Raw genomic sequence first — 13,465 nt, 5'->3', positions numbered from 1 at the left:
TCCTTTTTAATCCATACTTACTGTTGATTGTCGGGCCGAGGCCATTGCATTAATCCCCACCGATGCCGAAGCCTGCTCTTGTGTTACTTGCTGATTCTGACTAACAGGTTTAAATAACCAACGATCTAAAACAAGCAGTAAAGCCGGCAGTACTAATAAATCCATTAGCAGTGCAATCATTATTGTTGTGGCTGACAACATGCCGATAATACTGTTTATCTTGAAGCCCGAGAAAGCCAATATTGAAAACCCGGCGCACAATACAATCGAGGTCACCACAATCGCTTTACCTACTGTTTGCAAACTATTATGTACGCTCACCGCAGCAGATAATCCCAAATCACGTCGATTGCGAATATAACGGTTAATGAGGTGAATACTGTCATCAACCACAATGCCAAACGTTAAGGCCGTAATGATAGAAGCGGCTAAGCCAATCATGCCAACAGTCAAGCCCCAAATACCTAGCGCAACCAATGCCGGCAGCATATTGGGAATAAGACTGATTACACCTAAACGCACAGATTTAAAGGGTAATATCAGCATAAATGAAATCAGTAATACCGCTGATACTGTTGCGATAATCATGCTCTGGATATTCTGTTGCGCAATACGACCAAACATCATGGACCAACCTAAACCTTGGCTTTGCATACTTTGCGGGAAATATTCTTGCTGCCATTGATTGGCACGCTGTTCCAATGCGAGAAGCTGGTTATTCGTTACATCACTTAATGTTACGGTTAAACGGCTTGCCGACTTATCTAGTTTCACACGCTCAGTAATTCCAAGCCCATAAGGTAATGAGGTTTCGTACATTAACGTGTACTGAGCAATAAGATCGCCACTATCGGGAAGTTTATTAAACTGATTATCATCGCCATTAAAGTTTTTATTCAAACGTTTGATGGTATCTGAAAAGGTATTTACATGAATAACTTCAGGTTGTTGATAAAGCCATTGCGTGAACGCATCTAAATGCTGCAAGTAATCTGGATCGTTAACCGTACCAAACTCCCCTGCCTGTATATCGTATTCAATAATGCTTACACCCGACAAATTCTTCAAAGCGAATTCCGTCGATTTACGGACATCAAAGCTTTCGTCAAAATATCGAACGAAATCTTCGTTTAATTCGTTTTTAAATGCCGCCGCCGATAACATCAAGCTCAGACCAATGCCAACAGCGACTATTAACTTAGGTGATGATAGAACACATCTCTCTGCCCACCCCACAATAGTACTTAGCAGTGATGATGTATGTTTAACGGATTTTTTTTGGCGAATAGGTAAAATACACAATAATGCCGGTAACAAGCTATACGACATAATAAATGCCATAACAATACCCGCCGCACTGATGTTACCCAGCTCTCTAAATGGGGGCGCCTCGCTGAAGTTCATACTCAAAAAGCCAACTGCCGTTGTTAAGCTTGTAAGTGCAATGGATTTAAAATTAATGCTTAAAGCCCCTTGAATAGCGGTAGCTTTGCTTTCGCTGCGTTCACGGTACCCGGCCATAAAGCTCATTAATATATGGACACAACTGGCCACGCACACCGTTAATATGATAATAGGTGCAGCACCCGATACCGGATTTATCTTGTACCCTAATAACGCACCAACCCCCATCGCACCGGCAATGGACAGCAGCATAACGAATAGCGTGGCCACCACAGGTGTTACTGCGCGCAGCAATATACCTAAACCAATTAAAATGAGTAATAGCATCGCAGGTACTAAAGTCGCACCATCTTTTTCCGATGATTCGGGAAAAGCGTTATTCATTAAGACAATGCCAGTGAGATATACATCGACATTGCTATTTTCGGCTAATGTTTCTGTCACTAACGCACGGGCAGCAGCAACCACTTCACGCGTTTCGACATCAACGTTTTCATCACTGAAGTTAATCGTAACGTTTACACCTGTAACAGCACCATTCGATGAAATCAGCCTATTCACTAAATTAGGCTCATTCAGTGCTATTTCCCTTATGCCTGTAATGTCTTCAGTACTTAACGACTCTGGCTTCGCCACCAAATCTTCAACAAAAACATCATCCGCTTGTGAATAACTATTTTGATAATTTGTTATTGAATCTACACGAGTAGAATAGGGTAATTGCCATGCCTTTTTCGTTAACGCCGCAATAGCCTGCAGTGTTTCTGCAGTAAAGACTTCGCCGTCTTTAGGTGCCACCACGAACAAAACATTGTCGCTATTGGAGTATTCTGCGGCTAACTTTTCGGAAGCCATCAACTGTGCATTGTTTTTATCGAAATAGACTTTGTAACTGGCCGTTTGCTGCATTTCACCTGCAGGAATTGCGACTAGTATTGCAAAAATAATACTCGCCACAAGTAACATCCAGCGGCGCTTAAATACCCAAGAAAAATTCATAACGTAATCCCTTATTTAAAATTGTGCCTATGGCATATCGCTCTAGCAACACACCTATTGATTAATTCACTCAGCGAGAACTCTGCTCACTAGGTTCGGATGAGAATTTATAGAAATACTGTGCTGAAAGACATTACACTTCATTACATCTTGAGGATTAAGGATCCGTTGTTGATGCATATGTACCCAATGCGCATTACGACGCCGAGGATAAATAGTTGATGTAATATCAAAGGACGATATTTGAAACTGAATAGAATAAGCTTGCCTGCCGTCGCCCTTGCAACCTTGTTATGGATAGCTTGGCTTTTAGCGGTATTCATCCTTGTAACGTACATAGTCATGTCCTTTTAAATGGCTATTACACCCAATCATTAACGGCTCTTCGTTGAGGAGCACCGTTAGATTACGGTTTAAGCCTTAGCATTGAAGTGATCTATTCCCTTTGGGCTTGTGAAATATTACCCAGTCGATTAAAAAATGAGCACTACGCTTTCGACCGCATTAGGGGGCGGAGTGGCGCTCTATCGAGGCAGGAGCCTTATATTTGACATTACACCGCTAGGAATAGGTAAGGTTGAGCTGGAAGATGGGCAAAGGGTATGCGGCTTTATTTGTGAGGGTTATGGGGTAGAAGGTGCGCAGGAGATTACCCAGTTTGGGGGCTGGCGGGGGTATTTAGCGACGCTAGCTTCATAAATAGTACCCGATCACGAAACTTAGGGGCCAGCCGCTAAGATAAATTGCGCAGTTACTGAGCAAACAACTAAAATTTGAGCGCAACCACTAGACCCACTTAAAAACGGATGGTTTACTTTAGCGTAGAGATTACAGTACATAAATCAGGACTACCCATGAAGCCTATTTTACCCGCATTCGCCTTTACTCTTGCCGCCCTTACTGGCTGCGGTAGCGGGGGCGACGACGCGTCGTTAAACAACCTATCAACGCCAGACGCACCACCGTCTTTCGGAACAAACTCTAGCCGAACATTCAGCACCTCTTCCGATAACAATAATGAGCTTGCCCTTCAAGAATCACTCAAAGCAGCTATTCAGGCTGCGCTAGATAGTGAGGATCAGCAAGAATTTTTAGATCTTTTTTACCTTGAGGATATTGAAGCCGAGCGTATTTACCAAGTCGAAACAGGGGTAATTGCAGAGTTATATGAGCTGGTAATTGATGAGATTACCTTTGAAGCACCCGATGATAACTACGAAAATTTTGATTTGGATTATCGCTACATACCAAACCTTGACGTGCTGGGTGAAGTAAAACTTCAGTTTGAAGAAGACATGGAAGGCTTAAGCAGGGCCTCAACATTCATATACGGCCTGATCGAAGGAGAATACCGGTTAGGGTATTCTAAACGTGAATTCATGCAATATGATGGGCCGAGAAATCAGCAACTTATTTATTCCATATCCGGCCAAATCGCTCCCAATAAAGATCAGTTCCAAGTTTCGGTCAACTACCAAGTCAGCGGTCTCAGCCGAAAAATAGATACAATTACTGATGCTGGCGGCCGTCTGTTATTCCCAGGACAATTTATACAATCAATAACCGTAGAACAAATTGTTGGCGATGATGACTTTTATTTTCAACTGCATGAAGGTGAGGAGCTTATTTATACCTCACAAACGGCTCGTAATGGAGACGTTATTAACTACGTAAAAATTAATTAAAGAAGTAACATAAACAATTTATTCACATCTCCCCACCCCATTAATCAGCTTTTTATCTGTGAACCACAAAAAACCATGCCATTGAAGGCATGGTTTTAGTCCCCCTGATTACTGACTCATGGCCGGCAACGGCTTCGAGTCAATCCAGCCTTCGCTAAACAGATTATCGACAACATACTCTAGGGCTTTTACACCCTGCTCAAATGCCGGCACAACAAAATAACGCTCAGAAAATGTAAAACCGGCACCATAATATTGCCCTGTAAGCACATGCCCATTTTCGCTTAAATATATCGCTATTTTTTCACGATTAATACTGCTGTGTGTACTTTGGTCCATCCGGAAAGACGTATTATTCCATGTTGATGTGAAGTGACTACTACGAGAGCGATCTGAAAGGCGTGCGCCAGAGAATATCGCTGGTGACATTGCAGCTGTTGCTCCGTCGCTTTGGCTGCCAGAGGGAACAAGCGGATTATTAACATCCAAAAAAGGAAATTCGACCAAAATTAGATTCGGGTTCATCGGACTTATTTCCCATATAACATCTTCCGTTAAAGGGGCGATACTCACGGGCGTCCAGCCACCATATTGACTATAAATCGAGCCCGTACCGCGCTGACTATTACCTTCGCGATTCAGCGTTAACTTAAGCTGCTGCGGCTGCCCCCATTGGCTTTCATCGCCAGCGATTATTACACTGCCATCCACGTCGAAATCTGATTCACCATAAATATTATTCCAAGAATGGATACGAATACCGTCATCATCAAAAATATTTTCCAGTGTATGCCCCGCCATTGTATCGATGGCCCAATTACAATGCTCAATATCACCCACGGTAATGCGGGCTAGTGGATTATCATCGTTGCCGCACGCTTCTGTTGCTGGGAAAATAACAATAGGATCAAGCAGCGTTACATCGTAAAAAGTTGCACCCGGTATTTCTGGGTTTTCGTAGGTTAAATCAATATCCGCTAGGATTTCAGCATAGTATTCGGCGGTAAAATAATCGAAGCACTGCCTATACCAATCACTCAAGCTATCACGACCCGTATTGGGCTGATGGCGATAACCCGGATAATTTTTTGCACAACCCGGCCTTTCTGTAAAAGCAGGCACTTCGGGAAGGTTTTCCCCATAAAACCAATTTATACTTTGCTGCTCATCAACCCACTCTTCAATAAAAAAATTCGTTGCTGGGCTATTTGCAACATCATAGGCCGCACGTGAATTATTACCTGGCATACGTAGGGTAACGCGATTACCATCGACATGGCTTATTACCCTGGGCTGCTGGCTATCCGTTGCGCCTATTGTCGTTAAATTTCCTTCAGGGCTTAATGTGAACGTCACATCTTCGCTAACCGTTAAAGGCTGCCAATACCCACTTGTTCGCTCTTCAAAATGCAAGACAACTTGGCCGTTTTGCAAGTCAATAACACGTCGGCCAATTTGTTCTAATGTACTGTTATAGGCAGATCTTACCCACCCTGTCGTTTCTGTTAATCCATTGCGCAATACGGTAATAACATCAGTACGTGATCGAAAATAACGATGATCTTCATCGGCAAAGTCTCCAATAAAATCTTCACCGGCTATTTCATCCTCAACAATACGGCTGGGCATAGAAGGCTGCAAAGCGGCATCATCACTAGCATTACTGTAAGCGTTATAAAGTGCATATGCATAAGCCGTAACATCCAATGCCGATAATGATGTGTTATCGACAAGCGTGCGTTCGTTTAAAACTTTATAGAAGTCATACAAACGATCGCTCAAGTTATTTTTGGGGGATGCAACATGATCAAAGTCCACGGGAAGAAAATATTGGCCGGTTGTGAAATCGATATTTGGCTCGCCGACCACCCGCCGAAAAGTATTTAAAAGATTGCTGTCTCGCGAGCGCCCTCTTGTGCGCTGGCGCGCAGTGTAGGTTGCGGCAATAAATGTAATATTTTGCCTAACATCAGTGACCTTATCGTCATATTCTAATAATACCGGTAGAACCCATCCGTGATTAATAACAACAGGCATTTCGGCTGTACTGGCAGAATCCACTGAATCCGGGGTTACTATCGCCAATAAATTAGCCCCGCGAGCGCCGACTTTTATCACCAGCGAGTAATTACCGTCGCTATCCGTTATCCCTATTGGCTCGTTGTTATCACAATTACCATTGTCGTTTTCATCCAAGCAAACTTGCGCATTCGCCAAATACCCCACATTCAGTACTTTACCGCTGACCGTTAAAGTTACATTATTCTCTTCGGTGGGCGACTCTTTTTGGAGATTTTCGTTAGCCGAAACCAAGTTGGCCTGCGCCATTTTTTTCGGTTCGCCTGCTGTGTATTTCCCATCACCGCATGCAGTAACGCCAAATATTAACGCTGTTGTTAATGATATCGTCTTACCGATGTTTAACATTATTTCAGTATTCATTACTCATAATTCCTGAGGTTCAAAGTGCGTTATTTTCAGCCACTAGCCGCGGTGTTGATAACGTGAAACGCTGCAATTTAAATTGCAAGTCCTGCCTGCCACGCGACAAAAGCAGGAGCTGATTATGAATAACGGCGCTTTGCTGTATGTGTAAACCTGCGGGTAATTGATAGTGTGCTATTTCCTCACCCGTTGAATTTAGCCAATGAATGCCGTTATCGCTGGCTGCAAAATAACTATCGCCATCAGGGCTTGCAGCTAAACTTCGTAAAGTTTCCGTTGTTTTGAAGATAGATTTCTGGCGAAGGTACAAATTATCATCAAGCTGTAGAGCGTAAACGCTGTCTTCACTTGCAATTGTTAACGTGCGACCACCGCCGGCAAAGCTAGCATCAACCACATTGCCCCAGGCTCCTGTAATTTTGTGCAGTATTGCCCCACTTTGTACATCGACAATAATGGCTTGACCGTAAGCAATAGCCGCCAAATAGCGCCCACCGTCAGTCATCACTATCGATTGAACCGGCCGACCTTCCGGTAGTTGTAAATCTAAAACTTGTGCAACGTCATCGTTATTAAATAACCATAAACGGTCTTCGTTAGCGTCCCATGCGGCATATTGGTTTCCGGTATTGTTAGCGGCTAACAAAGAAAACCCACTATGAATACAGCTTTTCACTTGCTCTAAAAGACGGTAACTATTGTTTCCTTCTAATGATATTCGGAAAATACCTTCACTCACTGCAGGCCCTTGCGTGCAGTTTTCGCCGGTATAGTCACCCTGTAGCATATTCATAATAATTAGTGCTTCACGACCCTCGTTTACAATTTCAGCCGATACAATTCCTTGCCCTGGGGCCAGCACAATAGGGCTGCCAGCACTGGCTTCGCCATTAATTTGTGTGGCTGCCGACACGGTATCAATCAATAGGTTCGAGGCTGATTTCACGAGCCTTAAAGCTCTACGCTGTAGACGACTTGTGGCGGCTAGAGTGGCGACATCAAGGGGAATCAAATCAATTTCAGTATTTCCAATAGCCGGTGTTTGATAGGCACTATTCCCCTCACCCGTCACAATTTCAGCGTTACCCTGAAAAAGATACAATCGATTACTATCAGAATTATTAAGCGCCACATCACCTTGCACGGCCAACTGTCGGCGAGAATCTTCGCTTTCATTGCTGTACCACTGGCTTAAATTTTCTTCATTAGAAATAGAAGCTATAGGCTCCGCTAGTACCGGCGAGGGCGTATTTTGTTCCACCGCAGCTTTACTTACAGAATGAAGAGCTTGCAGTGGTAATATCCCGCGTTGCATGGCTTTTTCAAAAGTGTTTTGCAGTATCGCTGTAGTTTCTAAAAAAGTGGATTCAATATATTGCGGTGCATCGCCCACTGAATTATTACCGGGCATTAAACCGAGCATTAACTCTAGCGTTGTTTTGGCATTAACAATATGCGTGCGAGAGGCCAACACACTTTCTCGTTGGTTAGTTTCGTTATTGCGACGTTCCAATAAAAGGTAATGCCCATTTTCAGGCGTCAAACCAACATCGCCAGGGCCGCTAACGTAAAGGCTAGGATCGGCATCGTCGCAAACCCAGTTTTTATTTTGGTCAATACAAGCCAAATAGGGCAATGTACTAGAATCTACTTTTTGATCGTTGCTAGGTAAAGTACTACCTTTTGAACTTTCGTCACCACATGAGGTTAAACTTGAAAGTGTGATAATGGCCAGAGCCAAGGGTTTAATTCGCATTTTGTATCTCCATTACGCGGTCTGTAGTTGTTGCCGTGCCGCACCGTTAAAGGTGTGCAATTTTTTATCTGGCGCTACAGTAATCGCGAATAAATTGGGCGCTAATGTTGCTTGAGGGTTTAACATCAAGCTCGTGCTATAAATACCACTCACCAAAGCGCTACCAGAAACGACTGTTGCCGATAGCCATTGAAGCCTTGCATTCAGACTTTTATCTATACGCTGGCTTTTTTCTTGATTTTGTATTTCCTCCTCACTTTTGGTGGAGGTATCCGTTAGGCTAATTAGATGTGATACATCGCCGTCTTCCATTGTACTTTTTCGTGCGTAATGGCCTGATGTGGTTAATGCCTGCCCTTCCAAATCAAGCCCAAAAAGCATAGACTCCGTATTTTCAGGATCTTGCACTGCGGCAACAAAACGTTCGCCATTAGGCTTGCGACCAAAACAATTCACATCGCCACCAAAATTCACCAAGGCAGCTGTTGCACCCATTTTTTTAGCCAACATTAAGCATTTATCTACGGCAAATTCTTTTATAACACCGCCTAAATCAAAACGCGTATGGGGGTTATCAAAAACCACATGTTTATCCTCTAGCCTCCAGCGCTCTTTCCCCATCCATTGCAACGCCGAAGATTTAGCCGCCGCTATTTCGCCAACTGAATGGCAACGCTTAAAATATTTCACACAAGTGCCCACAGTGATATCAAAGCTATCGCCAGCAATTTCCGCGTGATGTCGTACTAAGCTGAGAATGTTGAATAACTCTTCGTCAATTGCGACGCTGTTTTTTCGTCGATTATTGATTTCACAATTCAGCCACGAATGACTACTATGAAAATTGTATTTATCGACAAGCGACAAAACTTGTTGCTTCACTTCCGTTTTCAATAACTGCACTTGCTTTACCGACAAGCCATAACACTGCACTTCACATTGCGTTGTCATTGCGTTAAAGAAAAAACCATATTTAGTCATATCATTAACGCTCTTAATATTTGAAAACAAAGCCGCCGGTAATCCACGTCGCCTCAAAGCCATTATCCTGTCGATATACGCTATAACCCACATTCAGTGTCCATTCTTTACTGGCTAACCATTCGGCATTCAACTGTAATGTGCTGGTTTCAAACTCGCCCAAGCGTTCATCATTTGAGCCGTATCCATCCGAAGGAAAGGTGTTGATTACATCGCCATAATCTTTGTAAAAATCGGCAGCTGTTTGTGTACCAAAACGCACCACAGGGTTTAAACGTACGCGGGGTGACACAGTCCAATAAGCACGCGCCTCCATCGTATGGCCATCAATATTCCAGTCATCCTGATAATATCGATACCAAAGATTTCCAGTTAAAGTATTGCTAAATGAGCGAATGGCTCGAAAAGAGAGGCCGCCGGAAACTCTTTCATCCGGGCGAGTGTCTGGCGCCAATGCTTGATTACCAGAATCATCGGATCGAACGATTTGTAAATATTGATTTGACTGATAGCCACTTTCACGACCATAAAAAACGCTGGCTTCGATGGTTGTTTTAGCATTAATAACCTGATTAAAACCTAGCTCGGCATAATCGTTGGTATTATCTTCATCTTGGGAATGCTGGGTTGCCGGTGTAGCAACGGCCCTATTAAAGGCATGAGAAAATCCCGCACGCCAAGCACGGTTGTGACTAGCATCACTCCAAAGTACGGCGCTTACCGCGATCGTCCGGGCGATAAAATCGGGCTCTTCTGAATAAGAAAGTGAAAGTGTATATTCGTTGCGGCTGCGATCACGAAATAACAATGACCCAAACGCCGCATCTCGACTTTCTGTTGCCAGCTCTACCTTGCCTTTTTCAAATTCATCCGCGTAACCTTCAACGGGGATCCACATCGGCGTAGCACCACTGACGGTGTCGTAGTCCATACCGACACTAAATTCTATATCTGTGCCAAAGTCGTGTTTAACGACCAGCGCACCACCACGCACATCGATACGATCTTCTTTTTCACTGTACTGATTAGCTTCCCAGGAAATAGAATTTTCGGCCTGGGCTGCTGCGGCCAACAAAGTGGCTCCGGCCGCTACTATTATTAAATTCGGTTTACGCATCTATTATTACTCTATTGCTCTATTGTTTTTACTTAGTTACAACCACAACCGCCACCACCAACACCAGTACCCCCTTGGATGGCTTCTCTGGAGTAATAAACATGACTGTCAAAAACAACGGTTTCTGGAATAGTGCCACCGGGTTTCATTGTTTCTTTTGCTAAGGTGCCTTTTTCCCAAGGTTGCACATGCGTGCAGCCCGCTAAAGCTCCGCTTAAAATAAGCAATATTATGGCTAAATTTTTCATGGCTTAATCCTGTAATAATGTCTGTAAGTCTTTTTGTATTACCTGATCAATATTAGCTACCGCCCCTATATGCGCAGCCGCAACGACACCATTTTTAATAATGTACAAAGCGGGAAAGCCCATAGGTTTAAATTGCTGAACGATCGCCTGATCAAGATCATTAATAACAGGAAAATTAAGTTCCCCGTTGGCTTTTAATGACTGCTGAAAACGCTCAGCCGCGACCAACTCATCATCGGTATCAACGCCTAAAAATTTAATGTTTGTATCTGGAGTTTGTTGTAAGCGGGTATTTAAGGCGGATATTAGTGGTAGCTCTTTGCGACAGGACTCACACCACTCGGCAAAGAAATCGATCAGCAAAATACTGTCATCTTGATAACCCAGCCTTTCGAGTAATGCCCTATCAACAACATCCCCTTTTTCAAATCCAAAACTGCTACAGCTGATAAACAGCATGACAACAAAAGTTAAATTACGATTAAAAACGGCTGTTACACTTTTTTTAAGATTCATACATCACCCCTAGTAGCGAATACTTATTTTCGATAATAGTAATGCTTATCATTTAGATTAGCAACAGTTTTGGGGTGAACTTTTCGCTTTTATAGGGCTGGGTTGGCGCGTGCACACCCACAGAAAAGCTGGACTGTAATCTGAAAGGTGGCTGTTCGGGGCTCAGTGACGGGTTATTCAGGTTGAGCATCCTTCAGTCACCAATAAATTCGCCACACATTTTTAGGGCGCTTCTAAAAATAGTAGTTTTTGAGGAAACACGAAGAAGCGCCGCCCTAACGTTTACGGGAGTTAAGCAGCGCCGGACGTGGGTAATAGAGGACTCGGTGGGACTTATGCGGAGATGTACCGCATGCCGTTTTTTTGCATTGCTACAAGTGATGACTTAAGTAAGGGGTTTCCGAGAGGTAAAAAGGTGGCGTCCTTATCGCGAAAAAAGTGCATTTTAGCTGCACAAAAATTACGCATGCGTTATTAGGCGAATTTATACATAGATCATTTTTATTATGCCTTCACCAACTTGTTAACGCCTAAGGATGCATACCTTTTTTTAATAATATGTTACAGCGAAAATTATTGTTAATGCCTAATAGATAGCATTAACAAGAGCTAAGGGACGAGGCAATAATAGTTTATCCAATTAGGCGAAGAGATCGGTTTTCTTATCGAGGCGCTTAAAGGGGCGCATGCCTGGGCATGTAACGCTTTGAGCAACGAAGGTAAGGAGGTCGACATCAAGCATTAGTGGATGAAATATTGTTTCCTCGTCCCTAACCCCTTAGCGTGAAAGCCCTCCCTAGTGTGTTTTGATTTAGTAAGACAGTCCATTTACTACAACTTAATTGGGGAGAACGATGCGCCCAATTTCACTATCACTAGCTGCCGTTACATCACCTATTCATATTAAAATAAAAATATGCTGAGCACTCCTAGTAATATTTCACGCTTTTACACTTCAGAAAAATGCTAAAATCCTCGACCTGTGCAAGAAAAAACTCATTAAGGAAAATATGAGCATGTATCGTCACCTAAAGACCCTCATTAAATCTTCTGTATTTTTAACTTCGAGCTTCTTATCCGTTGCCTCTTTTGGCCTGAGCTTAATCCAATCGGATGACTTTGAACTGGATCAAGGGAGTTGGAGTAATGTCGCAGCTGGCGACAATAACGACTGGGCTCATGATTCCGGTGGAACGCCAACAAGTAATACCGGCCCATTGAGTGGTGCCGATAACAGCACGTATTACCTGTATTTAGAGACGTCTTCTGGTGGTGCCTATAGGGCTGGCGATACGGCTATTCTCCTTGGGCCAGTGGTTAACGCAAGCAACATCCAGCTGCAGTTTAAATACCATATGTACGGCGTTAATACCGGTACATTGGCGGTCGATGTTTTGTCCAATGGCGAGTGGATCAACGATGTTTGGGTGCTGGCTGGCGAACAACAAGCGAGCCAAGCTTCAGCGTATAACCTCGTCGATCTCAATTTAAGTGCATACGCTGTTTCTCAAGTGCGATTCCGCGCAACTGCTGCGGGCACCTCTAAAGGCGATATGGCCCTTGATAGCATTGAGCTATGGTCGCAAGCGATTGGGCCCACCGCCCCCGCCTTTAACAGTAATCCAGTATTTAAAGAATTGGCCACTCAAGACCAAGCTTACTCCAGCAACATCAGTAACGATGCCGCCGATATTGACGGTGATAGCCTGACGTTTAGTAAAGTCTCTGGGCCAGACTGGCTCATGGTTAATAGCAATGGCGAACTGAGCGGTACACCGAGTGCTCTTGATGTGGGTGAAAATAGTTTTGTTATCGAGGTTTCCGATGGTGAGCTAGCCAGCAGCGCTAATATCAATATCACCGTAAACCAGAATATAACCCCAGCGATCATAAGTAGCAGCGACTTTGAATTAGGTTTTGATGCGTGGGCCAATACTGCCGATGGCGACAATACAGACTGGGCTCATGATTCCGGTGGAACGTCAACGAGTAATACCGGCCCATTGAGTGGTGCCGATAACAGCACGTATTACCTGTATTTAGAGACGTCTTCTGGTGGTGCCTATAGGGCTGGCGATACGGCTATTCTCCTTGGGCCAGTGGTTAACGCAAGCAACATCCAGCTGCAGTTTAAATACCATATGTACGGCGTTAATACCGGTACATTGGCGGTCGATGTTTTGTCCAATGGCGAGTGGATCAACGATGTTTGGGTGCTGGCTGGCGAACAACAAGCGAGCCAAGCTTCAGCGTATAACCTCGTCGATCTCAATTTAAGTGCATACGCTGTTTCTCAAGTGCGATTCCGTGCAAC

10 protein-coding genes are annotated in these 13,465 nt (G+C 43.8%); 3 read left to right on the top strand and 7 right to left on the bottom strand.

Annotated features, from left to right (window positions below; all coding sequences use genetic code 11):
* Positions 1-6: 6 nt before the first annotated feature.
* Positions 7-2,403, bottom strand: a complete 2,397-nt coding sequence (locus tag AC3A8L_RS03085) for an efflux RND transporter permease subunit (protein ID WP_487960759.1) — start codon at positions 2,401-2,403, stop codon at positions 7-9.
* A gap of 480 nt (positions 2,404-2,883) precedes the next feature.
* Here AC3A8L_RS03085 and AC3A8L_RS03080 point away from each other — a divergent pair, with 480 nt between their 5' ends.
* On the top strand, positions 2,884-3,102 hold the full coding sequence (locus AC3A8L_RS03080) for an allophanate hydrolase-related protein (RefSeq protein WP_487960758.1): 219 nt from the start codon (positions 2,884-2,886) through the stop codon (positions 3,100-3,102).
* Between the two features lie 155 nt (positions 3,103-3,257).
* Positions 3,258-4,088, top strand: coding sequence for a hypothetical protein (locus AC3A8L_RS03075; protein ID WP_487960757.1), 831 nt, complete (start codon positions 3,258-3,260; stop codon positions 4,086-4,088).
* 108 nt (positions 4,089-4,196) lie between these two features.
* On the opposite strand, the gene AC3A8L_RS03070 is transcribed toward AC3A8L_RS03075, so the two are convergent.
* The 6 genes from AC3A8L_RS03070 to AC3A8L_RS03045 are packed head-to-tail and all read right to left on the bottom strand — an operon-like array spanning position 4,197 to position 11,151.
* Positions 4,197-6,530, bottom strand: a complete 2,334-nt coding sequence (locus AC3A8L_RS03070; protein WP_487960756.1) for a hypothetical protein — start codon at positions 6,528-6,530, stop codon at positions 4,197-4,199.
* Positions 6,531-6,549: 19 nt separating this feature from the next.
* Positions 6,550-8,289, bottom strand: coding sequence for a WD40 repeat domain-containing protein (locus AC3A8L_RS03065; RefSeq protein WP_487960755.1), 1,740 nt, complete (start codon positions 8,287-8,289; stop codon positions 6,550-6,552).
* 12 nt (positions 8,290-8,301) lie between these two features.
* Positions 8,302-9,270 (bottom strand): FAD:protein FMN transferase, encoded by a 969-nt coding sequence (locus AC3A8L_RS03060; RefSeq protein ID WP_487960754.1) that lies wholly within the window; start codon positions 9,268-9,270, stop codon positions 8,302-8,304.
* A gap of 13 nt (positions 9,271-9,283) precedes the next feature.
* Positions 9,284-10,387, bottom strand: a complete 1,104-nt coding sequence (locus AC3A8L_RS03055; protein WP_487960753.1) for a DUF3570 domain-containing protein — start codon at positions 10,385-10,387, stop codon at positions 9,284-9,286.
* A gap of 32 nt (positions 10,388-10,419) precedes the next feature.
* Positions 10,420-10,635, bottom strand: a complete 216-nt coding sequence (locus AC3A8L_RS03050) for a DUF4266 domain-containing protein (RefSeq protein ID WP_487960752.1) — start codon at positions 10,633-10,635, stop codon at positions 10,420-10,422.
* Positions 10,636-10,638: 3 nt separating this feature from the next.
* Positions 10,639-11,151, bottom strand: coding sequence for a TlpA family protein disulfide reductase (locus tag AC3A8L_RS03045; protein ID WP_487960751.1), 513 nt, complete (start codon positions 11,149-11,151; stop codon positions 10,639-10,641).
* A 1,010-nt stretch (positions 11,152-12,161) separates the two neighbouring features.
* On the opposite strand from AC3A8L_RS03045, the gene AC3A8L_RS03040 reads away from it, so the two are divergent.
* Positions 12,162-13,465, top strand: a 1,304-nt coding sequence (locus AC3A8L_RS03040) for a putative Ig domain-containing protein (protein ID WP_487960750.1), incomplete at its 3' end; no start/stop codon positions are given.

Source organism: Marinagarivorans sp. (genome assembly GCF_982758155.1).
The sequence above is the reverse complement of the archived record's forward strand: the minus strand, read 5'-3'. Positions and strand labels throughout refer to the sequence as shown.